Origin of the sequence: Polynucleobacter sp. AM-7D1 (assembly GCF_018688455.1) — a bacterium.
Lineage (GTDB): Bacteria > Pseudomonadota > Gammaproteobacteria > Burkholderiales > Burkholderiaceae > Polynucleobacter.
This window is the reverse complement of record NZ_CP061319.1, coordinates 1,689,836-1,713,229: the sequence shown is the minus strand read 5'-3', so window position 1 is coordinate 1,713,229 and position 23,394 is coordinate 1,689,836. Positions and strand designations below refer to the sequence as shown.

The 23,394-nt window shown below is 45.4% G+C and carries 26 protein-coding genes and 1 tRNA gene; 20 read left to right on the top strand and 7 right to left on the bottom strand.

Annotation, left to right across the window (positions count from 1 at the left end; all coding sequences use genetic code 11):
* Positions 1 to 290 precede the first annotated feature (290 nt).
* The 4 genes from GQ359_RS08935 (at position 291) to GQ359_RS08920 (ending at position 5,092) form a co-directional block, all read left to right on the top strand.
* A complete protein-coding gene (locus GQ359_RS08935) occupies positions 291 to 1,391 on the top strand; it encodes a TRAP transporter substrate-binding protein (protein ID WP_215302043.1) in 1,101 nt (366 codons plus the stop codon).
* Positions 1,392 to 1,424: 33 nt separating this feature from the next.
* Positions 1,425 to 1,949 (top strand): TRAP transporter small permease subunit, encoded by a 525-nt coding sequence (locus GQ359_RS08930; RefSeq protein WP_251367866.1) that lies wholly within the window; start codon positions 1,425 to 1,427, stop codon positions 1,947 to 1,949.
* Positions 1,942 to 3,267, top strand: a complete 1,326-nt coding sequence (locus tag GQ359_RS08925) for a TRAP transporter large permease subunit (RefSeq protein WP_215386796.1) — start codon at positions 1,942 to 1,944, stop codon at positions 3,265 to 3,267. The genes GQ359_RS08930 and GQ359_RS08925 overlap by 8 nt, the downstream gene beginning before the upstream one ends.
* A 154-nt stretch (positions 3,268 to 3,421) precedes the next feature.
* Positions 3,422 to 5,092 (top strand): MFS transporter, encoded by a 1,671-nt coding sequence (locus GQ359_RS08920; RefSeq protein WP_215386795.1) that lies wholly within the window; start codon positions 3,422 to 3,424, stop codon positions 5,090 to 5,092.
* A 60-nt stretch (positions 5,093 to 5,152) separates the two neighbouring features.
* Here GQ359_RS08920 and GQ359_RS08915 read toward each other — a convergent pair whose 3' ends face one another.
* Positions 5,153 to 5,764: an MOSC domain-containing protein gene (locus tag GQ359_RS08915; protein ID WP_215386793.1), complete on the bottom strand. Its 612-nt coding sequence runs from the start codon at positions 5,762 to 5,764 to the stop codon at positions 5,153 to 5,155.
* 46 nt (positions 5,765 to 5,810) lie between these two features.
* Between GQ359_RS08915 and GQ359_RS08910 the strand changes: the two genes are divergently transcribed.
* From GQ359_RS08910 to GQ359_RS08840, 15 genes are all read left to right on the top strand, one after another.
* Entirely contained in the window at positions 5,811 to 6,218 is a 408-nt protein-coding gene (locus GQ359_RS08910) for a hypothetical protein (RefSeq protein ID WP_215386792.1), read from the top strand.
* A gap of 52 nt (positions 6,219 to 6,270) precedes the next feature.
* Complete coding sequence (locus GQ359_RS08905; protein ID WP_215386790.1) at positions 6,271 to 6,924, top strand: VTT domain-containing protein; 654 nt, start codon at positions 6,271 to 6,273, stop codon at positions 6,922 to 6,924.
* Positions 6,925 to 6,963: 39 nt separating this feature from the next.
* Positions 6,964 to 7,040: transfer RNA gene (locus GQ359_RS08900), tRNA-Met, on the top strand.
* A gap of 65 nt (positions 7,041 to 7,105) precedes the next feature.
* Positions 7,106 to 7,636, top strand: coding sequence for a DUF2878 domain-containing protein (locus GQ359_RS08895; protein ID WP_215386788.1), 531 nt, complete (start codon positions 7,106 to 7,108; stop codon positions 7,634 to 7,636).
* A 121-nt stretch (positions 7,637 to 7,757) separates the two neighbouring features.
* The gene (recA, locus tag GQ359_RS08890; protein WP_371822472.1) at positions 7,758 to 8,840 is read left to right on the top strand and encodes a recombinase RecA; all 1,083 of its coding nucleotides are present in this window, start codon (positions 7,758 to 7,760) and stop codon (positions 8,838 to 8,840) included.
* Between the two features lie 7 nt (positions 8,841 to 8,847).
* Positions 8,848 to 9,384, top strand: coding sequence for a recombination regulator RecX (recX, locus tag GQ359_RS08885; protein ID WP_215386784.1), 537 nt, complete (start codon positions 8,848 to 8,850; stop codon positions 9,382 to 9,384).
* Positions 9,385 to 9,555: 171 nt separating this feature from the next.
* Complete coding sequence (gene sucC, locus GQ359_RS08880; RefSeq protein ID WP_215302026.1) at positions 9,556 to 10,725, top strand: ADP-forming succinate--CoA ligase subunit beta; 1,170 nt, start codon at positions 9,556 to 9,558, stop codon at positions 10,723 to 10,725.
* A 15-nt stretch (positions 10,726 to 10,740) separates the two neighbouring features.
* Positions 10,741 to 11,634 (top strand): succinate--CoA ligase subunit alpha, encoded by an 894-nt coding sequence (gene sucD, locus GQ359_RS08875; RefSeq protein ID WP_215386782.1) that lies wholly within the window; start codon positions 10,741 to 10,743, stop codon positions 11,632 to 11,634.
* An 81-nt stretch (positions 11,635 to 11,715) separates the two neighbouring features.
* Positions 11,716 to 12,414: a TerC family protein gene (locus GQ359_RS08870; RefSeq protein ID WP_215386780.1), complete on the top strand. Its 699-nt coding sequence runs from the start codon at positions 11,716 to 11,718 to the stop codon at positions 12,412 to 12,414.
* A 110-nt stretch (positions 12,415 to 12,524) separates the two neighbouring features.
* Positions 12,525 to 13,040 (top strand): pilin, encoded by a 516-nt coding sequence (locus GQ359_RS08865; protein WP_215386779.1) that lies wholly within the window; start codon positions 12,525 to 12,527, stop codon positions 13,038 to 13,040.
* A 158-nt stretch (positions 13,041 to 13,198) separates the two neighbouring features.
* The gene (locus tag GQ359_RS08860; RefSeq protein WP_251367865.1) at positions 13,199 to 15,088 is read left to right on the top strand and encodes a DUF294 nucleotidyltransferase-like domain-containing protein; all 1,890 of its coding nucleotides are present in this window, start codon (positions 13,199 to 13,201) and stop codon (positions 15,086 to 15,088) included.
* Positions 15,089 to 15,090: 2 nt separating this feature from the next.
* Complete coding sequence (locus GQ359_RS08855; RefSeq protein WP_215386769.1) at positions 15,091 to 15,741, top strand: 3'-5' exonuclease; 651 nt, start codon at positions 15,091 to 15,093, stop codon at positions 15,739 to 15,741.
* A gap of 241 nt (positions 15,742 to 15,982) precedes the next feature.
* A complete protein-coding gene (locus tag GQ359_RS08850; protein ID WP_215386767.1) occupies positions 15,983 to 16,243 on the top strand; it encodes a DUF4212 domain-containing protein in 261 nt (86 codons plus the stop codon).
* 12 nt (positions 16,244 to 16,255) lie between these two features.
* Positions 16,256 to 18,061 (top strand): sodium:solute symporter family protein, encoded by a 1,806-nt coding sequence (locus GQ359_RS08845; RefSeq protein ID WP_215386765.1) that lies wholly within the window; start codon positions 16,256 to 16,258, stop codon positions 18,059 to 18,061.
* 118 nt (positions 18,062 to 18,179) lie between these two features.
* Positions 18,180 to 18,536: a hypothetical protein gene (locus GQ359_RS08840; RefSeq protein ID WP_215386764.1), complete on the top strand. Its 357-nt coding sequence runs from the start codon at positions 18,180 to 18,182 to the stop codon at positions 18,534 to 18,536.
* A gap of 23 nt (positions 18,537 to 18,559) precedes the next feature.
* Here the strand turns inward: GQ359_RS08840 and GQ359_RS08835 are convergent, their stop codons facing one another.
* Together GQ359_RS08835 and moaC are read right to left on the bottom strand one after the other, a co-directional pair.
* Complete coding sequence (locus GQ359_RS08835; RefSeq protein WP_215386762.1) at positions 18,560 to 18,766, bottom strand: hypothetical protein; 207 nt, start codon at positions 18,764 to 18,766, stop codon at positions 18,560 to 18,562.
* A 13-nt stretch (positions 18,767 to 18,779) separates the two neighbouring features.
* The gene (moaC, locus tag GQ359_RS08830) at positions 18,780 to 19,259 is read right to left on the bottom strand and encodes a cyclic pyranopterin monophosphate synthase MoaC (RefSeq protein ID WP_215386761.1); all 480 of its coding nucleotides are present in this window, start codon (positions 19,257 to 19,259) and stop codon (positions 18,780 to 18,782) included.
* Positions 19,260 to 19,282: 23 nt separating this feature from the next.
* On the opposite strand from moaC, the gene GQ359_RS08825 reads away from it, so the two are divergent.
* A complete protein-coding gene (locus GQ359_RS08825) occupies positions 19,283 to 21,001 on the top strand; it encodes a M48 family metalloprotease (protein WP_215386760.1) in 1,719 nt (572 codons plus the stop codon).
* On the opposite strand, the gene GQ359_RS08820 is transcribed toward GQ359_RS08825, so the two are convergent.
* Genes GQ359_RS08820 through GQ359_RS08805 form a run of 4 tightly spaced genes read right to left on the bottom strand, consistent with a single transcriptional unit; the run spans position 21,002 to position 23,388 of the window.
* Complete coding sequence (locus tag GQ359_RS08820) at positions 21,002 to 21,616, bottom strand: DUF2946 family protein (protein WP_215386759.1); 615 nt, start codon at positions 21,614 to 21,616, stop codon at positions 21,002 to 21,004. It lies immediately after the preceding gene.
* Between the two features lie 28 nt (positions 21,617 to 21,644).
* Positions 21,645 to 22,079, bottom strand: a complete 435-nt coding sequence (locus GQ359_RS08815; RefSeq protein ID WP_215302004.1) for a nuclear transport factor 2 family protein — start codon at positions 22,077 to 22,079, stop codon at positions 21,645 to 21,647.
* Between the two features lie 34 nt (positions 22,080 to 22,113).
* The gene (waaF, locus tag GQ359_RS08810) at positions 22,114 to 23,151 is read right to left on the bottom strand and encodes a lipopolysaccharide heptosyltransferase II (RefSeq protein WP_215386758.1); all 1,038 of its coding nucleotides are present in this window, start codon (positions 23,149 to 23,151) and stop codon (positions 22,114 to 22,116) included.
* Between the two features lie 45 nt (positions 23,152 to 23,196).
* The gene (locus GQ359_RS08805) at positions 23,197 to 23,388 is read right to left on the bottom strand and encodes a zinc-finger domain-containing protein (protein ID WP_215386757.1); all 192 of its coding nucleotides are present in this window, start codon (positions 23,386 to 23,388) and stop codon (positions 23,197 to 23,199) included.
* Positions 23,389 to 23,394: the final 6 nt, after the last annotated feature.

Sequence of the window (23,394 nt, the reverse complement as noted above, 5' to 3'; positions counted from 1 at the left end):
ATTTGTATATCTCCTATTGCAGGTTTGAGTTATTAATTTAGTAAAGGTAGTTTAGATTCTTGCAGACACCAAATTGAAGCATCAAATCCCATCATCCCAAAAAAAGTGCACTTTATGCACTGCATTAGGGAATGTACTGACCTTCTCTTGTTGAATATGCTCTACATTGGTTTGGTAGGAAAAAAATCATTTATTGCATTGCAATGCTGACAAGCCATTTCGGAAATCTTGATCTTCATCAACTTTTAACCATATGTGTGTAGTTAGTATTTTTTTAGGAGGAGTCAATTATGAAAACAAACCGTCGTAAGTTTCTCAGTACAGGAATTGGTGCAGGTGTTGTTGGGGCTACCTTGGGCGCTCCAGCCATTGTGCGAGCGCAATCATCACAAACCTTTAACTGGAAGATGACCAGCGCCTACCCAAAGGGTGCACCGTTTTATATGGACGGCCCAGGTAGTGCAACTGACTTAGCGAAACGGATTGGCGAAATGTCCAATGGCCGCTTAAAGATTCAAGTTTTCGGCGCTGGAGAATTGATTCCCGCATTTGAGGGTTTTGATGCTGTTCGCTCTGGTACGGTGGAGATGAATCATGCTAATAGTTATTTCTGGACCGGCAAAACATTTGCAGCTCAGTACTTTACAGCTGTGCCATTCGGCCTGAATTTCCAAGGGATGAATGGTTGGCTATATGACGGTGGCGGTATTGATCTCTGGAATGAAACCTATGCACCTTTTGGCATGATTGCAATGCCTTGCGGTAATACCGGTGTGCAAATGACTGGTTGGTTTAAAAAGAAAATTAATAGCGTCGCAGATCTAAAGGGTCTAAAAATGCGTATCCCTGGACTTGCTGGTAAGGTCTATGCCAAGTTGGGTGTTGATGTGAAAGTATTGCCAGGCGGTGAGATTTTCCCAGCGCTTGAGCGTGGCGTGATTGATGCAGCTGAATTCGTTGGCCCATTTCAAGACCGTCGTCTTGGATTGCAAAAAGCAGCTAAGTTCTACTACACCACTGGTTGGCATGAGCCAGCAACTACTTCTGAGCTTTTGATTAATAAAGCAGCTTGGGAAAAGCTACCTAAAGATCTTCAAGCGGTTGTGCAAAATGCATCTGCAGCTTGTAATGTTATTGGTGAGGCATGGTGTCAGCGTAACAATGCCGAGGCAATGAAAGATTTGGTTGAGAAGCAAGGCGTTACTGCTCTGCAATTGCCAGATTCAGTAGTAGCTGCGATGCGCACTGAAACGAAGAAGATTTTGGACGAGTCTGCCGCTGCTGATCCTATGACTAAAAAAGTACATGATTCTTATTTTGCCTTTAAGCGCAATTACGATTCCTGGGCTTCTTACAGCGAGGCAACCTACCACAGCAAAGTTCGCGGTTGATTTTTGTTTTAATCATTTAAGTTAGGAATATCAGTGCATCCTTTGTTATTAAAAATCGCATTGCGTATCGAAGGCTTAATTGATTTCACTGGCAAGGCCACGTCTTACGTGGCCTTGGCCATTGTGGGGTTAATAACAGTTAACGTTTTTTTACGCTACACCATGAGCATTGGTTCGGTGTGGGCACAAGAGCTTGAGTGGCATCTATTGGCGGCATTAATCTTATTCGGTATGAGTTATGCCTTGTTACGTGGGGATAATGTTCGGGTTGATTTGTTCTACGCCAATTACTCACCTAAGACAAAATATCGAGTAGATATTCTTTCTGCAGTCCTCACAATAATTGTGGCGCTGCTATTTATCTACTTGTCCTCATCATATGTTGTCCAGTCTTTCTCGATTGGAGAAATGTCGCCCGATCCAGGAGGCATTCCTTATCGTTGGATTGTGAAGGGATTAATTCCAATTGGCTTTGCTTTACTGGCTCTACAAGGCGTTGGGGAGCTCTGTCGGGTGATTCTGAATGGCTATAGCACCAAAGGAGGTCAGCATGTTTGATATGCATGTGATGGCCATTCTGATGCTGATAGGCTTTTTCATTTTATTGATGGTTGGGGTTCCAGTTGCCATTACTTTGGCAACAGTCGGATTCGTATTTGGATTTTTAGGATTCGGAACCTCCTTGTTTAACTTATTGCCAGCCAGAGTCTTTGGCATTGTGGCGGGTTATCAATGGCTTGCAATTCCCTTGTTTATTTTTATGGGAATCATGCTGGAAAAATCTCGGCTAGCAGATGATTTGCTTGATGTGATTGGGCACATAGCGGGCGGTGTTAAGGGCGGTATGGCGGTTGGAATTATCTTGTTCGGGGCTTTGATGGGTGCTACAACCGGCATTGTTGGTGCTACCGTCATCACCTTAGGCTTGTTGACCCTACCAACCTTAATACGACGTGGCTATAACAAGAGTATTGCCTGCGGTGCAATTTGCGCTTCTGGTACCTTGGGTCAAATTATTCCACCTAGTCTCATTTTAATTTTGCTCTCCGACATCATGCAGTTGTCGGTTGGTACTTTGTTTGCCGCTGCAGTAGGACCCGGGCTCATTTTGGTAGTGGTTTATATAGTCTTCATTTTGATTTTAGGTTGGCTTAAGCCTGACTTAATGCCACCTATTCCCAAGGAAGAGCGCAGCCGTGTTTCGGGTAAAGAACTCTGGGTGCGTTTTTGGAAAGTTGTGGTTCCACCAATTATGTTGGTGGTTGCAGTATTAGGCTCTATCGTTGGTGGTGTTGCTGCGCCAACCGAAGCTGCAGCGATGGGTGCCGTCGGATCAATTTTGGTAACTTTTTTATCTGGTCGCTTTAAGTGGGATATTTTGAAGCAAGTTGCAATAGACACTACCAAGATCAGCGCGTTAATGATGTTTATTTTAATTTGCGCACAAGTATTTGCCTTGTCCTTCAGGGGGCTTAACGGAGAAGAGCTTATCTCTGGGATGTTTGAGGTGATACCTGGCGGAATTAATAGCGATATTTGGTTCATGCTCTTGCTAATTTTTGTACTCGGCTTTTTTATTGAGTGGATTGAAATTAGTTATATTGCTGTGCCATTGTTCCTCCCCGTTCTTTTGGCGCAAGGTGCAGATCCTGTTTGGGTTGCAATGATGATCACCGTTTGCCTGCAATCATCATTCTTAACTCCCCCATTTGGTTGGGCACTCTTTTATCTCAAAGGGGTTGCTCCACCTGAGGTGAAGATTAGGGACTTATACATTGGTGTCTTGCCATTCCTGTTTATGCAGGGCGTAGCATTGTTCTTAGTTTTCTACTACCCACAAATTTCACTTTGGTTGCCTAAAGTAATTGGTTGGTAGAGAAGTAAATTAAAGAAAAGAGGGGGCTATGCCTCCTCTTTTTTTTGATCAAAATTTTTTATAACTTGATGGGGAGATACCCTAATTTCTATATTTGAGGGCTAATTTTCAAGTGATAATCTGCCCCTATAAAAAATTATTAGGAATGTTGTAGATGTCACGATCAACTAAGGTCGCCCCCATGACTGCTGAGGAGCGCAAAGTTATTTTTGCTTCGTCCTTGGGTACGGTTTTCGAATGGTATGACTTTTATTTATATGGTTCATTGGCTGCCATTATTGCCAAACAGTTTTTCTCAGGGCTAGACCAGGGTTCCGCTTTTATTTTTGCCTTGTTGGCTTTTGCTGCTGGCTTTATCGTCCGACCGTTTGGTGCTTTGGTATTTGGACGACTAGGAGATCTGATTGGTCGTAAGTACACCTTCCTAGTCACCATTTTGTTAATGGGTGTCTCAACCTTTGTTGTTGGCATCTTGCCAAATTACGATTCGATTGGTGTGGCTGCCCCAGTCATCCTCATCGCATTGCGGATGCTGCAGGGCTTGGCTTTGGGTGGCGAGTATGGTGGCGCCGCCACTTATGTTGCCGAGCATGCACCCCATGGTCGTCGCGGTGCATATACATCTTGGATTCAGACGACGGCTACTTTGGGTTTGTTTTTATCCCTGCTAGTGATCTTGGGTGCTCGTGAGCTAACGGGTTCTGATTTTGAGGTTTGGGGATGGCGTATTCCATTTGTCGTATCCATTGCATTACTTGGCATATCGATTTGGATTCGACTGTCCATGAACGAATCGCCTGCTTTCAAAAAAATGAAAGAGGAGGGTAAGTTATCTAAAGCGCCGCTGACAGAGTCGTTTGCCCAATGGAAGAATTTAAAGATTGTCCTCTTAGCCTTATTTGGCTTAGTGGCTGGTCAAGCAGTGGTGTGGTACACAGGTCAGTTCTATGCTTTGTTCTACCTTACTCAGGTGCTCAAAGTGGACTCCACAACAGCTAATCTATTAATCGCCGCCGCCTTAATCATTGGTACACCATTCTTTGTTATTTTTGGAACCTTGTCGGACATGATTGGGCGCAAGGTCATCATCATGGGAGGCCTGTTGCTAGCTGTAGTGACCTATATTCCGGGCACACCTGTTTCTGTATTTAATGCATTAACCCATTTCGCAAATCCCGCTTTAGAAAAGGCGATGGTTGCTGCGCCAGCAACGATTACTGCGGATTTGAGCGAATGTAGTTTCCAGTTCAATCCAACTGATACGGCTAAATTCACGAGTTCATGTGACATTGCTAAGCAGGTTATGGCATCTAACTCTGCCAGTTACAAAACAATTTCTGGTGCAGTGGGAAGTACTGCCATTATTAAAATTGGTGAAACTGAAATTCAGGCGTATTCAGCAAAGGGAATGACTTTAATAGAGAGTCAGTCGAGAGACGCAGATTTTAAAAATGCTATCCGTAATGCTCTTAATGATGCGGGCTATCCAGCAAAAGCTAATCCTGATGAAATCAGTTATGTGCCAGTTCTTTTGTTGTTAGCCTATTTAGTTATTTTGGTGACCATGGTGTATGGCCCTATTGCAGCCATGTTGGTCGAGATGTTCCCAACGCGCATTCGCTATACATCAATGTCCTTGCCCTACCATATTGGTAACGGCTGGTTTGGGGGATTGCTGCCAACAATATCATTTGCTCTCGTGGCTCAAAACGGAAATATTTACTATGGTCTTTGGTATCCGATCATCATTGCTGCCATTACATTGGTGATTGGTACTTTGTTTATTCGCGAGACAAAAGATGTTGATATTTATGCGAACGATTAGTTAATCTTTTACTCAGTCAAAAACCCGATCAGCTTATGGTCGGGTTTTTTATTGCCAACATTAATCCCAAAGATCTTTTTGATTCCCGCGCTGAAAGAGGGCTTTATTTTGGCTGGCTATCGAGGTAATTCTTTGTCCAGGTGTGAGATCAATCTTGGCGCCTGCTGCAAGGATTCCTGGTTTATTAACTCGTAAGTACCAGCCACTTTTCCCAGATTGCAGCATTGCCTTAGCTGCGCCTTTGTATTTCATCTTTGCGTTGAACTTAAAACATGGCTCTCTGAGTTTGACAACTGTAAATTCAAGTTCGCCAATGGACATCTTATCCCCCACAAATATTTCATCCTCAAGAAGTCCCTCGATCGTGAAGTTCTCGCCCATGGAGCCAATTGGGAGATTAACTATTTGTTTGGTTTCTCTGCTGAGTAGTTCATTCCAAAATGCATAGTGTTCGATTGGATAAACATATATCGCTTTTTCAAGGCCGCCATGAACTGATAAATCTGCTTGCTCGTCACCTACAACGCCTAGTGATTTGATTTCAACTGGAGTTGCTTGGCTTAACGTGCTCACCGGCTTTTTATTAATCGCGGAAGCTACGCTTGAGTAGTCGGGATGATTTAATCCAAACAAGGGGCCTGCTTTGCCAAGAGAAATGGATAGTAGTCGCATAGGGATTCGCTGATAAGATTGAACGATCATATGAAGAAAGCAAATAATGCAACTGTATAGGATCGTAGTAGGGGTGATTCTGGGTGTTTGTCTGAGCCAGCCAGCCCTCGCAAAATGGGATGAGGAGCGTGATGTTACCGTCAATGGTAAAGATGAGCTCGTGTACTACTTTAAAACCAATGAGCAGGGGCAAAAGCTAGTGCTCGATAAGTATATAAAGCGCCTGATTTTCATTCGGCCCGACCGCCTCCATAAGCGCACAATTCGTTTAATTAAGATCGACGATCACCCTATTGAAGTGATGAGCGATCCTTTCTCACGCTACCCTGAGCAAACCGCAATTACCTTTGAGAATAAGGATGAGGTACTAAAAAAACTCTTTTTGGCTAAGAAGATTGAAGTTTTTGTTCGCTACAACCGAGATGAAGCCACCAGCACTTTTCAAATCAAGTAGCATCCTAGCTCAGACCTCACATCAGCTCATCTATTAAAACTCTGGAGCCCTTTTGGACTTTGCATACCTCATCGATCTATTTCTACATCTAGATAAAAATCTGGCATTAGTCGCTAACCAGTGGGGCGTTTGGATTTATGCCCTGCTATTCGCCATCATTTTTGTTGAAACCGGTTTAGTGGTGATGCCCTTTTTGCCTGGTGACTCTTTGTTATTCGTTGCTGGCGCCATTGCAGCGGTAGGGGGATTAGATTTATTTGCCTTGATGGCTCTTCTCACTACAGCTGCGGTAACGGGCGATGCTCTGAATTACTCCATCGGCAGAAAGATTGGTAGCCGGGTTTTTTCTTGGGAAAACTCACGTTGGTTTAATCGGAATGCGTTTGATAAGGCACATGCTTTTTACGAGAAATATGGCCCAATCACCATTGTTCTAGGGCGTTTTATGCCATTTATTCGTACTTTCGCCCCCTTTGTGGCCGGGGTGGCGCATATGCGCTATTCCGTCTTTGTTTTCTATAACGTGATTGGCGGCATTGTTTGGGTTTGCAGTCTGACCAGCCTTGGTTTTTTCATTGGCGATCACCCCTGGGTGAAGAGCAATTTCTCACTAGTGGCGCTGGCAATGATTGTCATTCCGGGCTTGCCAGCCCTTTGGATTTTCGTGAAAGAGGTCTTTATAAAGCTTTCTCACCGCACTAAATAAATTGATCGACTTAGTCAAATAAGCTAAAATCTTAGCTTCGGCGAATTAGCTCAGCTGGTTAGAGCGACGGAATCATAATCCGCAGGTCCGGGGTTCAAATCCCTGATTCGCCACCATATCTTCAGGCCATTGCCCAGCGGCAGTGGCCTTTTTCTTAGGTGTGACTGCTTGGGCGTAAGCGATGGCTAAATTTTGGAACTTTGTGCTTTTCCAGCTCGGTTGGTTTGCCTGCATTATTGGCGCCGCCAATCATCAGGTGTTTTGGCCCGTTGTCATTACCTTAATCTATCTGACCATTCATATTGCGCGCTCCAATCAACCATCGTTGGAGATGGGTCTATTATTCAAGGCGACCTTATACGGAGTAAGTGCTGACTCACTTGTATCTTTATCTGGATTTTTAATTTTTGAAGATGCTTGGCCAAGTAGCTATTTATCACCCGTTTGGATGTGGGTGCTCTGGGCTTTGGTCGCCAGCACAATCAACGGGTCACTATCCTGGCTGCGTGGAAGACCCATTCTGGCAGCAGCATTAGGTGCAATTGCAGGCCCAATGTCTTATGAGGCAGGCATCCAAATGGGTGCTGGAGCATGGGGGCCACAAGGACAAGTGGGCGGCCTCATATTTTTAGCAATCATTTGGGGTGCCGCAATGCCACTTTTCCTGTATTGGGATCGCGTAAGAGTGACCCTAGATAAAAATCAGGCATAGAGCCAAAAAAGTTTCTTGCAAATACTACTGTTTTTATATACAGTAACTTCTAAGTTGTTAAAAAGTACAGAAACTTCGGGAAAAAGCCCAATACATAGCGAAAAGGAATTAAAAAATGGCCTTGGATGATAAGAAGAAATCAGCCTCATCAGAGTTTGACGGCATGAGTGGAGACAAGCAAAAGGCATTAACAGCTGCTTTGGCGCAAATTGAAAAGCAATTTGGCAAAGGCTCAATCATGAGATTGGGTGATGCAGAGATTCATCAAGATATTCAAGTAGTTTCTAGTGGGTCATTGGGTTTAGACATTGCTCTGGGTGTTGGTGGCTTGGCGCGTGGGCGCGTGATTGAGATTTACGGCCCAGAGTCTTCAGGAAAGACAACATTAACTTTGCATGCGATTGCAGAGATGCAAAAGATAGGTGGAACTTGCGCCTTTATTGATGCCGAGCACGCTTTGGATGTTCAGTACGCTTCACGCTTAGGTGTAGATGTTAATAATTTATTGATCTCTCAGCCCGATACTGGTGAACAAGCATTGGAAATTGCTGATGCTTTAGTGCGTTCAGGCTCAATCGATTTAATCGTAATCGACTCAGTAGCAGCCTTAGTACCAAGAGCAGAAATTGAAGGCGACATGGGCGATTCATTGCCAGGTCTGCAGGCGCGCTTGATGAGTCAGGCATTGCGTAAATTAACTGGCGCAATTAAGCGCACTAACACTACAGTCATTTTCATTAACCAAATTCGAATGAAGATTGGCGTGATGTTTGGTTCCCCTGAAACTACTACTGGCGGTAATGCGCTGAAGTTTTATGCTTCTATGCGTCTAGATATTCGTCGCATCGGCAGTATTAAGAAGGGCGACGAAGTGGTCGGCAACGAGACTCGCGTGAAGGTAGTGAAGAATAAGGTCTCACCTCCATTCCGCGAAGCCATCTTTGACATCATGTACGGCGCCGGCATCTCTAGAGAAGGTGAAATTATTGATATGGGTGTTGAAGCCGATATCGTAGAAAAATCAGGCTCTTGGTATAGCTACAACGGTGATCGCATTGGTCAAGGAAAAGATAATGTGCGCGAGTTCTTAAAAGAGAACCCAACCATTGCACAAGATATTGAATCAAAGATTCGTGCGAAATTGGGTGTCAAGGCTGGAACAGCAGTAGTGAGCGATGTTTTGAGTGAAGAAGAGGAAGCGTAATTCTTCAATGTCAGAATTAGGTAGCGCTGTTAAGAAAAGTAAAAAACAAAGCCCGAGTCTCAAAGCTCGGGCTTTGCGCCTTTTGTCTATGCGAGAGTACAGTCGCAAAGGGCTGGCTGCAAAGCTCGAAGAGTCTGCTGCAAGGATGTTGAAGTTACAGACTGCCGCGGAGGATTCTGAGGTGCTTGAGCCAGTCATTCCGTTGACCTCACAAATTGAAGCCGTTCTTGATGATTTTGAGGCTCGCGGTTGGTTGTCAGACCAGCGCTTTGCAGAGGCTCTGGTCCGACGCCGTAGCGAGCGCTTTGGTACTCGAAAAATACAGGACGAACTTGCTCAGGCCGGGGTGGATAGCGCAAAGACGGTAGCTCTCCTCAGGAATCTCAAGGAAACTGAATACCAGCGTGCCCATGACTTGTGGTTGCGCAAGTTTGGTGCATTGGCAATTGAACAGAAAGAGCGGGCGCGCCAATATCGATTTCTGGCCTCCAAGGGCTTCAGTTCTGATGTAGTCTCCAAGGTGGTCGCAGGACGCCTTGACTAGGGCAATTACGGAGCCAAAAACCCCAAGTTGATGCATTGCAGCATGATAGACTTACAAAGTCGGGTAAAACGCTCGCCATTTTTTTGGTTGGATAGAGAAAAAACCAAAAGCAGGCGGCTGGTTTTATACATTCTTATCGCTTGCTAAAAAAGACACCGTTTCGGAGTAATTATGAAAATTCACGAGTACCAAGGCAAAGAACTTTTGCGCCAATTTAATGTGCCTGTTCCAAATGGCATTCCTGCATTTAGCGTTGATGAGGCTATTAAAGCTGCCGAAAAGCTAGGCGGCCCAGTTTGGGTTGTTAAAGCGCAAATTCATGCGGGTGGTCGCGGTAAAGGTGGTGGTGTGAAATTGGCACGCAGTATGGATGAAGTGAAAAAGTACGCTTCTGAAATTTTGGGGATGCAGTTGAAGACTCACCAAACTGGTCCAGAAGGTCAAAAAGTAAATCGCCTCTTGATTGAAGACGGCGCTGATATCAAAAAAGAGTATTACTTCAGTATCGTTACTGACCGCGGAACACAAAAGAATGTGATCATGGCGTCCAGCGAAGGCGGTATGGACATTGAAGAGGTTGCTGAATCTCACCCAGAGAAAATTATCAAAGTATTTGTTGATCCACTCATTGGTTTGACAGATGCGGATTGCGACATCATTGCTAAAGGCATTGGCGTTCCTGATGCTTCTATTCCAATGGCGCGTGATGTGTTCAAGAATTTATACAAGACCTACTGGGAAACGGATGCTTCATTGGTTGAGATCAACCCGTTAATTCTTGAAGGCAACGGCAAGATCAAAGCTCTTGATGCTAAATTTAATTTTGATCCAAATGCCTTGTACCGTCATCCTGAGATCGTGGCTTACCGCGATATCGATGAAGAAGATGCAGCTGAGATTGAGGCTTCTAAATTTGACTTGGCTTACATTTCACTCGACGGCAATATTGGTTGCTTGGTGAATGGTGCTGGCTTGGCAATGGCTACTATGGACACCATTAAATTGTTTGGCGGTGAGCCAGCAAACTTCTTGGACGTTGGCGGTGGTGCTACAGCAGAGAAGGTTACTGAAGCATTCAAGATCATGCTCAAAAACAAGAGTGTTGAAGCGATTTTGGTAAATATTTTCGGTGGCATTATGCGTTGCGACGTGATCGCCGATGGCGTAGTGACTGCATGTAAAGCGGTGAACTTGACTGTACCTTTGGTTGTTCGCATGAAGGGTACCAATGAGGAATTGGGCAAGAAGATTCTTGCGGATTCTGGTTTACCAATCATTAGCGCCGATTCAATGGCAGAGGCTGCTACCAAGGTAGTTGCTGCTGTTGCGAAAAACAAATAATCAAGGAACTTCAATATGTCTATTTTGGTAAACAAAAATACACGAGTGATTACTCAAGGTATTACTGGTAAGACTGGCCAGTTCCACACTGAGAAGTGCCAGGAATACGCAAATGGTAAAAACTGTTTTGTAGCAGGTGTAAATCCTAAAAAAGCAGGCGAGTCTATTTTTAACATTCCAATTTATGGAACTGTAAAAGAAGCTGCTCAGCAAACTGGCGCTACTACTTCCGTAATTTATGTCCCGCCTCCTGGCGCTGCTGCTGCAATTTGGGAAGCTGTTGAAGCTGACTTAGATTTTGTTATCTGTATTACAGAAGGCATTCCAGTTAAGGATATGTTGGAAGTGCGTAACAAGATGCATGCAAAAGAAGCTGCTGGTGGTAAGAAGACATTATTGCTAGGGCCAAATTGTCCCGGAATCATTACTCCAGACGAAATCAAGATCGGCATCATGCCTGGCCATATCCATAAAAAAGGTCGTATCGGTGTTGTTAGCCGTTCTGGCACTTTGACTTATGAGGCAGTTGGTCAATTAACAGCGATTGGTCTAGGTCAGTCCACAGCAGTTGGTATTGGTGGCGACCCAATTAATGGCTTGAAGCATATCGATGTGATGCGCATGTTCAACGAAGACCCTGATACTGATGCGGTCATTATGATTGGCGAAATTGGTGGACCTGATGAAGCTGAAGCAGCTCGCTGGTGTAAAGCCAATATGAAGAAGCCAGTTGTTGGCTTTATTGCTGGTGTAACAGCGCCTCCTGGAAAACGTATGGGTCATGCCGGTGCATTGATTTCTGGTGGTGCAGATACGGCTGATGCTAAGCTAGCGGTGATGGAAGAATGTGGCTTTAAAGTAACAAGAAATCCATCAGAAATGGCAGCTTTACTCAAAGCCATGTTGTAATTGTGTTCAAGGAAAAGGATGCCTAATAGCATCCTTTTTTGCAGTGCCCGTAGTTAAAACATAAAAATATAAGAGGATGACATGGAGTTTTTAACAATGCTAGATTGGTCTGTCGTTGCGCAGATCATCTTGATCGATATTCTGTTGGGCGGTGATAACGCTGTTGTAATTGCCTTAGCTTGCAGAAATCTTCACCCCAATCAACGTCGTAAAGGTATTTTGTGGGGTACGGCAGGCGCAATCATCTTGCGTATTGTCTTGGTGGCCTTTGCTGTGACGCTGCTACAGATTCCGTTCTTAAAGTTTGTTGGTGGTCTGTTATTGCTATGGATCGGCTACAAATTAATGGTCGATTCTGGCGGTGATGAGGAACACGATCTCCAAGCCCCAGACAAGCTCTTTGCTGCTATTAAAACCATCATCGTTGCTGACATCGTGATGAGTTTGGATAACGTGTTGGCAATTGCCGGTGCTGCTGGTCAAGTTGATGATCAAGCACATCAGCTGGGCTACATCATTTTTGGTCTGTTGGTTTCAGTGCCACTCATTATTGGCGGCAGTCGTATCGTGCTGTACTTGATTGATCGTTTCCCGATTATCGTTACTGCAGGTGCTGGCTTGTTGGGCTGGATTGCAGGCGGCATGATCATGTCTGATCCAGGAGTAATTAAGTTCTTTGGCGCTGGAGTGGAGTCATATAGCTTGGTTGCTGGTGCTATTGGTGCGATTGCGGTGATGGCTGCAGGTGAGTTGGTTAAGCGCAGTCATAAAAAGGCTTAATTAGTTTTACCGAGTAGCGCGCATTAAAATCAGAGAAATCTGATAGCAGTAGACCCCTAGAAAAATGGCTCTATGTTGGATCATAGGGTGATTTAACTAGGGGTATTTACATGAAAAATTCAGCATCGCGCTCCAACAACGATCAGTCCAAAGAGGCTGGCTTTACCTTGATCGAGGTAATGGTGGTTGTAGCCATCATTGGTATCTTGGTTGCAGTAGCCGTTCCTAAATATCAAGATTACATAGCCCGAAGCCGCATTGTGGAGGGCTTGAATCTCGCTTCTACTGCCAAGCTTGCCGTCACGGAAGTATTTTCTAGTAGAGGCGCTGTAGCGATGGATGAGGCAACGCAGGGAGCCTTCACTTTTGCACCAACTCGCAATGTCAAGTTCATTGAAATTGATCCTTCTGGGACCATTGTCATTGGCTATCAAGCCAATGTGGCACCTGTGGGTAAAAACACCTTGTATCTCATTCCAACAAATGAGCCTGATGCAATCATCCCAAGCGCAATCGATTTATCAAGACCAGAGTCCTCATTATGGTCAGGAGGCTGGTCTTGCAGAAGCCCAGATAGCAACTTATCTCCTCAATTGCTACCCTCAGAGTGCCGACTCGCTAAGTAAGCCACTCTTTGCTTCGTAGAAGCAAGGCATGGGGGATTGGATAAGAGAATGACCCACTTATTTGATTACGATCAAATAAGTGGGTCAAATCATATAGACAGTAGCCTAATGACGCGATAAATTGAATGGTTAAAGTAAAGCGAAGAACAGAGGATGCCTTGAAGAAAACTAGCCCATCTCGCAGTTTGATTGTGAATCTGACTCAGCAGATGATGCAGGTTCTGCCGTTTTCTGAAATGAAGCCAGAGCATGTAGATTTCTTTATTGAAAATTCGCAGGAAGAGTACTTTGCGCCAGATGAGGTATTTCTGTCTCCGCAGAGTCCACCGGTCAATAGATTGTTTTTTATTCGTAAGGGCGGCGTTGTCTCTCGTCGTGGTCTCTCCAATGAAGCGGGTGAGGCACATGAGTTTGAAGCGGGAGAGCTCTTTCCGGTCAGTGCTGCAATGGCAGGGCGATCTCCAACCGCAACCTATGCCGCTATTGGTGATTGTTTCTGTTTAAGTATTACAACTGATGTGATGCGGCGTTTGGCAGAAATGTCGCCACAGTTTGCTGACTTTTTAAGTCAAAGCATTATGAAATTCTTAGAGCGTTCTTGGCAGGTATTGCAGAGAACCTATACATCACAAATTTTCTCAGAGCAGTCTTTAGAAACACCTTTGGGAGATTTGCCACGCAAAAAACCATTGTGTGTCACTCCTAATACCAGCATCAAAGAGGCACTCACATTAATGCACGAGCGCAGAGTTGGTTCGATCTTGGTAGGTGACTCAGAAGAAGGGCTGCAGGGCATCTTGACGCGTTATGACATCTTAGGCAGAGTGACGATCCCTCAGATAGATGTAAATCTGCCCATCAAAGAGGTGATGACTCAAGGGGTGAAATCACTCACCATCCGCGATAGCGCTCAGGATGCAGCCTTAATATTCTTGCAGCTGGGGATTAGACATATTCCAGTAATGGATGGCAAAGAGGTGGTCAATATTCTCTCAGAGAGAGATTTATTTGCGATGCAGAGACTCTCGCTAAAGCACATCAGTATGGCGATTCGCTCTGCACCTGATTTGGCGAGCGTAGCGCTGTGCGCAAAAGATGTTCGACGTTTTGCTAAGAACCTGATTGGTCAAGGGGTTCAGGCTAAGCAGTTAACCAGATTGATTAGTGATTTGAATGATTTAGTGTGTGACAGGTTGATTGAGTTATACGCACACCAGCACAACATCGATATGAAGAGCTTTGCTTGGATTGCCTTGGGTTCTGAGGGCCGCTCTGAGCAAACCATTGCAACTGATCAAGATAATGCCCTGGTATTTGCAGGAGAAGCTAGTGATGCTGTACGGGAAAAGTATCTTGCTTTTGCTCTAGATGTGAATAAGGCCTTGGATGTTTGTGGTTATCCATTGTGCAAAGGCAATGTGATGGCGAGCAATCCAAAGATCTGTCTAAGTGAGGCCGAGTGGAATCGTAAGTTTGCCCATTGGATTGACGAAGGTTCTGGTGAGAATTTATTAAACGCCAGTATTTACTTTGACTTTAGAAGAGTTGCGGGCAATCCCGACTTACTCCTGAAGATGAAGGAAATCATCCTGACTCATGCTCCTCCCAATCTGCGTTTCCTGAAGCAGTTGGCTGACAATTCATTACGCATGAAGGTGCCTATTACCTGGCATGGTGGATTAGATACGATCAAGCTCGATGGCAAGCAATGTATTGACTTAAAAAAACATGGCACTGCAATCTTGGTGGATGCTGCACGAATTTATGCTTTGGCAAACGCCATACCGGAAACCAATACCAGAGAGCGTCTCATAGCAGTAGGCCAGGCTTTAAAAGTTCCTGAGGCAGAGTACATGTCCTGGGTGACAGCATTTGAATATCTACAGATGCTACGTTTATCGATTCAGATTGATGGCCATGAAATCGATGGCAATCCAAATGCCATTGAGCTCAATAGCCTGAACAATATTGATCGACGTATTTTGAAAGAATCCTTGAGCGTCACACGAAACTTCCAGCAGCGCCTCGAGCGCGCATTTGGTCAATAAACATGAATATCGATTGGATTAAGGGCTTGTGGGGCGCGGCACCCATGGATCCTTACCGTTGGGTTGTGCTGGATGTAGAGACGACTGGCCTCAATACCCGTAAAGCCAGTTTGATAGAAATTGCTGCAATCTGCATTCATTTGGATCCAGTGACCCAAACTCTAAAAATTGACCTGGCTGATAGCTTTGAGATTGTGCTCAAGCAGCAAGCCAGCAAAACATCCGATAAAGAAAATATTTTGCTACATGGCATTGGGGTGCAGGCTCAAAAGGCGGGTGTCGATCCAACCACCGCACTACTCCAGTTTGAGGAGTGGGTTGGCAATGCTCCATTGTTTGCTTTTCATGCGGTGTTTGATGAGGCAATGATTCAAAAAACCTTTAAGCAATTCTTAGGGCGAAAGATAAAGAATGCCTGGATTGACATCGAGCCATTGGTGGCGAAGTGTCATCCTGAAGTAAAGGCTAAATATATGGATGACTGGATGCAGTTTTTAGGGATTGAGTGTGCGGTGCGTCATCAGGCTGCAGCTGATACCTTTGCCACTGCAGAAATCATGATGCAGATTTGGCCACTATTAAGACAGCATGCCAGCTCAATTGAGGAGATTGAGCAGCTCGAGAAACGTCTGCGAAAATTGCCTCGTCACTAGTGAATCCGGGTGTGCTCCTGAGGGGCTGGGACTCAAGTCAATTCATGGCTTGTTTTCAAATAAAAAGTCGGGGGTTTATACCTAGCAATTTTTAGGGTTAATACTAGTTATTTCTTTTGCCAATACCCACGATATTAGCGATTAATGATAAATAGCTGCGTATTTTGCGGTTATTGATCGGATAGGACTCTGGGGAAACCTGGAATTATGGTTATAACTAAAGCGATTCTCTGGAGGGAATATGCAACATTCTCATGACGCTCACGGCTACTGGAAAGCTACCTTGGGCTTATTGACTAGGATCTTGATTGTTTGGTTCTTAGTTTCTTTCGGTGCCGGCATTTTATTTGTTGAACAAATGAATGCATTTCATCTTGGTGGATATCCACTTGGATTTTGGTTTGCTCAACAAGGTTCCTTAGTGATCTTTATCGCCTTAATTTGGTGGTACAAGAGCAGTATGGGCAAAATTGACCGTCAGTTCGACGTTCACGAAGACTAACAGGAGATTTTCATGGAATTACAAACAACTATATATCTCATGGTTGGTCTGAGCTTCGCGCTCTATATCGGTATTGCGATATGGGCACGTGCAGGCTCTACTAGTGAGTTCTACGTTGCCGGTGGTGACGTTAACCCAGTAATGAACGGTATGGCGACAGCGGCTGACTGGATGTCTGCTGCTTCTTTCATTTCGATGGCTGGCTTGATTTCCAATATGGGCTACGGCGGCGGTCTCTTCCTTATGGGTTGGACTGGCGGCTACGTTCTCTTGGCGCTTTTGCTAGCTCCGTACCTGCGTAAGTTCGGTAAGTTCACAGTTCCACAGTTCATTGGCGATCGCTTCTACTCTAAGACAGCATCTACAGTGGCTGTTGTTTGCTTACTCGTAGCTTCTTTAACTTACATTATTGGTCAGATGACTGGTGTAGGTATCGCGTTTGCCCGCTTCTTGGAAGTATCTTCTGAGACTGGTATTTATATCGGTATGGGTATTGTGTTTGCGTACGCTGTGTTCGGTGGTATGAAAGGTATTACTTATACCCAAGTAGCTCAGTACATGGTGTTGATCGTAGCTTACATCATCCCTGCGGTATACATTTCATTGGCATTGACTGGTGTTGCAATTCCACAGTTTGGTTTGGGTGCAAACTTGACTGGTTCAGATGTTTCCTTGTTGGCACGTCTTGACACAGTGGTAACTGAACTTGGATTTGGTCAATACACAACCACAACTGCTGGTAGCAAGCTCAATATGTTTGTGTACACACTCTCATTGATGATTGGTACTGCTGGTTTGCCACACGTGATCATGCGCTTCTTTACTGTGAAAACAGTTGCTGATGCACGTTCATCTGCTGGTTGGGCATTGATCTTTATTGCCGCTTTGTACACTACTGCTCCTGCTGTTGCAGCAATGGCTAAGTACAACTTGATTGCTACAGTAAATACAGCTGTTGCAACTAACGGTGATTTGTTTGCAGTTGAGTCAAGCATCAAAGCTGACGCACGTCCAGCATGGATGGCTCGTTGGGAAAAAACTGGTTTGTTGAAGTGGCAAGATAAGAATGGTGACGGTCGTGTTCAGTACTACAACGACAAAACCAAAAATCAAGCTGCTGCTGACAAAGCAAATGCTGCTGGTTGGAAAGGCAACGAGTTGACAGTGAATGCTGACATCATCGTGTTGGCTAACCCTGAAATTGCGATGTTGCCAAACTGGGTTATCGGTCTGGTTGCAGCGGGTGGTTTAGCTGCGGCGCTTTCTACAGCTGCTGGTTTGTTGATGGCGATTTCTGCTGCGATTTCTCACGATTTGGTCAAGAACGTATTTATGCCTGAGATTAGTGAGAAGGGCGAGTTGATGGCCGGTAAGATTGCGATGGCAGTATCGATCGTTATTGCGGGTTATCTTGGCTTGAATCCGCCAGGGTTTGCGGCGGGTACTGTGGCCTTAGCATTCGGTATTGCTGCTAGCTCCTTGTTCCCTGCAATCATGATGGGTATCTTCTCCAAGAAGATGAACAAAGAAGGTGCAATTGCCGGTATGCTTGCTGGTCTTTTCATCACCTTGTTCTATGTGTTCGCACACAAAGGTATTTTCTTCATCAAGGGTACTGAGTATCTTGGTCTCATTGGTGGTGCGAATAGCTTCTTCGGTATTACTCCAGAAGCCTTCGGTGCGATTGGTGCGGCTGTGAACTTTATCGTAGCTTTCGCAGTTGATAAAGTAACTAAAGAGCCACCAGCACACATCCAGGCAATGGTTGAAGCTGTACGTATTCCACGTGGTTCAAAAGCAGTAGATGGCGCACACTAATTAGAGTGCATGTCATTGTCGGTACTAGTTCGCTAGTGCCGACTAATAAAAAAGGCCCCCGCAAGAGGGCCTTTTTTATTAGTCTAAAATGAACCGACTTTAATTAAAGAGGTATTCAATGGTTTTTGATATCAGTACAGCCCTGACATGGATTTTGTTTCTGGCCATGTTCCCTATCGCGTTTTACTGGTATCGCCGCGCCTGGTGGGTGCTGGTCAAGAAAGACTACTCAGAGGTAGCGCTGAAGGGCGGCAAGTCGCCTAAGAACCCTCATAAATTTGCCCTGATTGTTGGTGCTCTCAATTTGCTTGGGGGATTAATCATGACTTACGCCATTTTTGGCGTGGTGGTTTTAGGTTTACCTTATGAAACCTGGTCAGCAATTGCTGGCTCAACCTTGTGGATGAAAATTATTTTTGATTTTATTATTCGTCGCCATGCCCATATGGAGCCATGGGGTAGAAAGAAGAGTTAAATCAATGCCCTGACGGGCATTTTTTATTTCTTCTTTTTGTTCATTCCATATTTGTCTTTAAAGGCTTCCCTGCCGAGGATGACGTAATTCGAGATTGTGCTAAAAATCAAGGCAAACACAATAGCGAAAAACAAGCTGATGTTTTCGTTGAAGTACAAAATAGTCATGGTGATGCCAACACCTAAGCTGGCAAGGATTGCAATGCCGTTTTTACTGAGTTTTCCTGCCATATATCCTCCAAAATTATTCGGCAATTTTCCATTCGCCAGACTTGCCGCCACTCTTCTCAAGTAGTTTTACATCACCCATGACCATGCCACGGTCGACTGCTTTGCACATATCATAGATGGTGAGTAGGGCGACTTGAACTGCGGTGAGGGCCTCCATTTCAACGCCTGTGGGCCCTGTGGTTTCGGCTCTCACTTGGCAGCTAATGCTACTGGTTTCTGGGTGTAGGACAAATTCCAGACTTACATGGGTCAAAGCCAAGGGATGGCAAAGGGGAATCAGATCAGATGTTTTTTTAGAAGCCTGAATGCCTGCAATTCTGGCGATACCGAGAACGTCACCCTTCTTATGCGTTCCTCCCTCTACCATTTTGAAGGTGCTAGGTAACATCGAAATCTTGCCGCCAGCAAGGGCAATTCGGTGAGTATTAGGCTTGTCACCCACATTAACCATATGGGCTTGGCCGGAGGCGTCAAAATGAGTTAGTTTGTTCATGGGATAAGTTTTACCATATAGGGATGGAAGTCATAAAGACATCGCAAAAATCATCGCTATTTAAGCGAATTTTGGCTGCTCAGCTCATTTTGAGCTTGGCTTGGCCAAGCGCTGGCTTTGTTTATGCCGCTGGTCCTTTGCCCTCCCCGATAACGGGGGATGTCTCGGTTCAGGGTGACTCTGCTGCGTTGCAGAACCTAGGTAGAGCAGTTCAGTCGCCCGACGCCCGCTCTTCAAATTTGCCCTCACGCAATACACCCCTAACTCAGCCAAGCTTTGTGCTCCCAGATATGGGTGATCCAGGTGGCGATAGCTTAAGTCGTATGGACGAGAAAAAGTATGGCGAGATGATCATGCGCCAGATTCGTCCGGATCCAGATTATTCCAATGACTTACCTATCTATGATTATTTAAATCAAATGGAGCGACGCTTATTGCAAGCTGCAAAACGTTTGCAATTGGGTGGGGCTAATGAGCAGGGCAGTGGCGCCTATAACTTTGAGGTATTCGCTGTTAAAGACAGCAGTATTAACGCGTTTGCATTGCCTGGTGGATTTATTGGTTTTCATACGGGCTTGTTGGTGAGTGCTGAAACAGATTCAGAGGTAGCCTCAGTGATGGGGCATGAGACTGGCCACGTTTTACAGCGCCATCTAGCGCGTCAGATGGACAAGCAGACCACCAACACGATGATTGCCCTTGCAGGTATTTTGTTGGGCGCATTAGCTGCCTCACGCAATCCAGGCGCCGCTTCTGGTTTGATGCAGGGTGGTCAGGCGGTGGCAGTGAACAATCAACTCTCCTACTCGAGGGATGCTGAGCGCGAGGCTGATCGTATTGGCTTTCAGATTCTGGCGGCAAGCGGTTACGACGTGAATGGTGCACCAGGATTCTTCCAGAGGTTGCAAAAAGCTACGGGGATTATGGATAGCGGTGTTCCATCCTATGTGCGCACTCACCCATTAACCACTGATCGTATTGCGGATATGCAAGATCGTGCTCGTAATGTCGCCAGTCGAAATGTGCCTACTGCGGTGGAGTTTTACTTCATCAAAGCGCGTGCTCGTATGGAGCAGTCTGGAAGCTCTAGTCAAATGTATGACTTAAAAAATACCTTTGATAGCCTGAGTAAGCAGTCTTCTCCAGGCAAACAGATGGAAGGTTTTTATGGACTAGCGCTCGTTGCTCAAAAGCAAGGTAAGTTCGATCAGGCTGCAGGCTATTTGCAACAGGCACGCAATCTAGCCAATAGCGCAAGTGCGCCTGGATCTCCCATAATTCGACAGAGCCTATCTTTAGACATTACCGCCTCCGAGTTAGCATTAGCTAGGGGTAAGGGTGATGAGGCCCTACAAATTGCTCAAGCGACTTTAAAGGCCTTCCCACAATCCTATGCTGCTGGCGCAGCGATGATGAATGCTTACCTGAAACTAGGCCGCACTAATGATGCCATTGCCTGGTTAAAGGCGCGCACTAGGTTGCAGCCTAATGAGGTGGTTTGGTGGACCATGTTATCGAATGCCTATGATCAGGCAAAGAATGTGCCGATGCGCCATTACGCTCTTGGAGAAAAGTATGCGCTAGAGGGTGCTTGGCCATCTGCCATTGAGCAACTCAAGATAGCTAGATCTTCTGGTGGCGCTGACTTTTATCAGGCTTCTAGTATTGATGCGCGCCTGCGCGAAATGCAGAAGGAGTATCAAGAAGAGCTGAAGGAGCAGGGCAAAAATATGCCTAGCTAATTAATTGCTAGGCGCTTTAATGAAGTGAAAGCGCTCGCTTAGTTCCGCCGAATGAATGGGCTCGATCGGTAAACTTTTGCCATTCCACTGCCAAGAGCCTCTGAAGCTACAGGCATCTTCCTGAACTTGAGATTGCTCTGAGAAGAGATCCAAATCATGATCATGCAATAGCGCAACTGATAAGTATTCTATTTGAGTGAATACAGTGGCATCGATTTGATCGGAGCTTGATTGAGGGATCAAGCCAGTGATGTAGATATTGCCTTTTTCATCGCTCAGAGCGCCATGCGGTTTTATTTCTGTAGCGCACTGAGTTAATAATTGAGGACCACTTTCAGTTGGAGTAATTCTGGCAATCCATGGCGTGGCATCGAGGGTTATGAAAACCCGTTGTGGCCCATTTTGAAAAAAATATCTACCCAAGGAATCGCATGCGTAATTTCTGGAGATAAATTCATTGAGGGCTAGGTGCTGAATGATACTTCCAGCCAATTGATTGGCTTGTGCAAATTCATCACGCATGCGCCATTGACCTCGACGATCCAGGGCTAACCATCCAAAGCAGTGTGGAACATTAGGCCACTTAATGAGAGATCGAAGTACTTGCTCATCCATAAAGCGGCAATCTTTGAGCCATCACGAATTAGTGCAGTCCGTGTGGAGTCGATGGGGCATCAAAAGTATCTTCAGTTGAATGGCTTGCATGCAGGTGAGCAATTCGCCAGCCCTGACTATCCTGCAGTAAGACCAAAGTGATATTGAGGAAAAACTCCGCTTCAATTTGATCGGCACGTAGATGAACAGCTTCAGTGGTGTCATAGACCGCAGCACCTAAAACAGAATGGTTAATACAGGCAATCGGCTCTAAAAAGAGAGCTTGCTTTGCCAGCAGGCGCTCTAGACCCTCACGAATTTCTGCATGCCCGCTTAAGCGTTGACCTTCGGGGAGTACGCAAGTAATTGAGTCGTCATCTAGCCAGATTGCCAAGGCGCCTTTGACGTCACGATGCTTGAGGGCATCACGCCAGGCATCCACCACTTCATCGGCATTATGAAAAAGTCTGGCAAGTTTGGTCATGGCTTACTTTCTGGTGATGTGTATCGCGACAAAATTAGTGGAGTGATTGAGCTGCGCTCAATACAGTCGTGGGCAAAATATCTTTTAAGCATTTGAGATGCCCAAGTGGACACTCTCTTTTATGGCAGGGGCTACATGGCAAGTTAAGCCAGATGACTTTTGCCTTATCAGATAGCGGTGGGGTATGGTGAGGATCGCTTGATCCAAAGATCGCCACTTGCGGAACTTTTAATGCTGCGCCGATATGCATTAAGCCAGAGTCGTTGCTGACCAATGCTTTACTCATACCAATAAGTGCAATTGCTTCATCTAGTGAAGTCTCGCCACACCAGTTCTGAATCTGAGAGGTATTTGTCACTTGGGAAATAATTTCCTTGCCCAATTCGTGATCACTCTTGCTGCCCAAGAGAATGACATGCGCATCAGATTCATGCATGATTAATTGCTGCGCAAGGGTTGCGAAGTGATTGGTGGGCCAGCGTTTAGTGACGCCGTACTCAGCGCCTGGACAAAACACATAGATAGATTTTTCATTTACCCCAGCTATTTGCAACTTAGCGCTGACAGACTTTGTTGCTGCGGGTGAGATGTTGAGTGTAGGATCCGCTGATTGATTGATATCAATCTCTTGTGATGGCCGTATTACATTGCTGAGAGCAAGGTAATGATTTGCCATCGGGGGACGATTGGTTTTGCTCGGATTATCCAAAGCGAAATTGATGAGTCCAAAGCGCATCTCTCCACGATAAGCAATTCGAAGTGGAATATTGGCGAGCCAAGGAATTAAGGCGGACTTGAGACTATTGGGAAGAACAAAGCAGGCATCATATTGATTTAATTCCAGTTGCCTTGCCAGCTTCTTGCGTAGACCCCACTGCAATTGCTTATGCTCCAGGCGCGCCTCTAAGACTTGATGCACTTCAGCGCAGGCGCGATAGATGGGCGCAACCCAGGGGCTTGCTAAAACATCAATCTGTGACTGCGGGTAACTTGCTTTGAGATTCGCCAGCAGAGGCTGGGACATTACGGCATCACCAATCCAATTGGGAGCGATGATCAGAATACGATTCATATGAGGTATCCCGATACAGCACCCCATTTAGGGGTGCTGATGGACTTAGTGTCCGTGGGGTTCGGTGCCAGGAATGAGTTTGTACTCAATGCCGCAATAAGGACACTTTGCCTCACCCGTTTTAGCCACATCCAGAAATACACGTGGATGTGAATTCCAACTAGGAGTTTTATTGGTTGGGCAATGTAAAGGTAAATCGGTATTGCCATTCACCATCACAACTTGAGCTTCACTCATTCTCTG

What these genes read in the sequence shown, in the direction of transcription:
- GQ359_RS08935 (WP_215302043.1), top strand. Translation starts at nt 291, where the DNA reads ATGAAAACAAACCGTCGTAAGTTTCTCAGTACAGGAATTGGTGCAGGT.
- GQ359_RS08925 (WP_215386796.1), top strand. Translation starts at nt 1,942, where the DNA reads ATGTTTGATATGCATGTGATGGCCATTCTGATGCTGATAGGCTTTTTC.
- GQ359_RS08920 (WP_215386795.1), top strand. Translation starts at nt 3,422, where the DNA reads ATGTCACGATCAACTAAGGTCGCCCCCATGACTGCTGAGGAGCGCAAA.
- GQ359_RS08915 (WP_215386793.1), bottom strand. Translation starts at nt 5,764, where the DNA reads ATGCGACTACTATCCATTTCTCTTGGCAAAGCAGGCCCCTTGTTTGGA.
- GQ359_RS08910 (WP_215386792.1), top strand. Translation starts at nt 5,811, where the DNA reads ATGCAACTGTATAGGATCGTAGTAGGGGTGATTCTGGGTGTTTGTCTG.
- GQ359_RS08895 (WP_215386788.1), top strand. Translation starts at nt 7,106, where the DNA reads ATGGCTAAATTTTGGAACTTTGTGCTTTTCCAGCTCGGTTGGTTTGCC.
- recX (WP_215386784.1), top strand. Translation starts at nt 8,848, where the DNA reads ATGTCAGAATTAGGTAGCGCTGTTAAGAAAAGTAAAAAACAAAGCCCG.
- sucC (WP_215302026.1), top strand. Translation starts at nt 9,556, where the DNA reads ATGAAAATTCACGAGTACCAAGGCAAAGAACTTTTGCGCCAATTTAAT.
- sucD (WP_215386782.1), top strand. Translation starts at nt 10,741, where the DNA reads ATGTCTATTTTGGTAAACAAAAATACACGAGTGATTACTCAAGGTATT.
- GQ359_RS08870 (WP_215386780.1), top strand. Translation starts at nt 11,716, where the DNA reads ATGGAGTTTTTAACAATGCTAGATTGGTCTGTCGTTGCGCAGATCATC.
- GQ359_RS08865 (WP_215386779.1), top strand. Translation starts at nt 12,525, where the DNA reads ATGAAAAATTCAGCATCGCGCTCCAACAACGATCAGTCCAAAGAGGCT.
- GQ359_RS08855 (WP_215386769.1), top strand. Translation starts at nt 15,091, where the DNA reads ATGAATATCGATTGGATTAAGGGCTTGTGGGGCGCGGCACCCATGGAT.
- GQ359_RS08850 (WP_215386767.1), top strand. Translation starts at nt 15,983, where the DNA reads ATGCAACATTCTCATGACGCTCACGGCTACTGGAAAGCTACCTTGGGC.
- GQ359_RS08845 (WP_215386765.1), top strand. Translation starts at nt 16,256, where the DNA reads ATGGAATTACAAACAACTATATATCTCATGGTTGGTCTGAGCTTCGCG.
- GQ359_RS08840 (WP_215386764.1), top strand. Translation starts at nt 18,180, where the DNA reads ATGGTTTTTGATATCAGTACAGCCCTGACATGGATTTTGTTTCTGGCC.
- GQ359_RS08835 (WP_215386762.1), bottom strand. Translation starts at nt 18,766, where the DNA reads ATGGCAGGAAAACTCAGTAAAAACGGCATTGCAATCCTTGCCAGCTTA.
- moaC (WP_215386761.1), bottom strand. Translation starts at nt 19,259, where the DNA reads ATGAACAAACTAACTCATTTTGACGCCTCCGGCCAAGCCCATATGGTT.
- GQ359_RS08825 (WP_215386760.1), top strand. Translation starts at nt 19,283, where the DNA reads ATGGAAGTCATAAAGACATCGCAAAAATCATCGCTATTTAAGCGAATT.
- GQ359_RS08820 (WP_215386759.1), bottom strand. Translation starts at nt 21,616, where the DNA reads ATGGATGAGCAAGTACTTCGATCTCTCATTAAGTGGCCTAATGTTCCA.
- GQ359_RS08815 (WP_215302004.1), bottom strand. Translation starts at nt 22,079, where the DNA reads ATGACCAAACTTGCCAGACTTTTTCATAATGCCGATGAAGTGGTGGAT.
- waaF (WP_215386758.1), bottom strand. Translation starts at nt 23,151, where the DNA reads ATGAATCGTATTCTGATCATCGCTCCCAATTGGATTGGTGATGCCGTA.
- GQ359_RS08805 (WP_215386757.1), bottom strand. Translation starts at nt 23,388, where the DNA reads ATGAGTGAAGCTCAAGTTGTGATGGTGAATGGCAATACCGATTTACCT.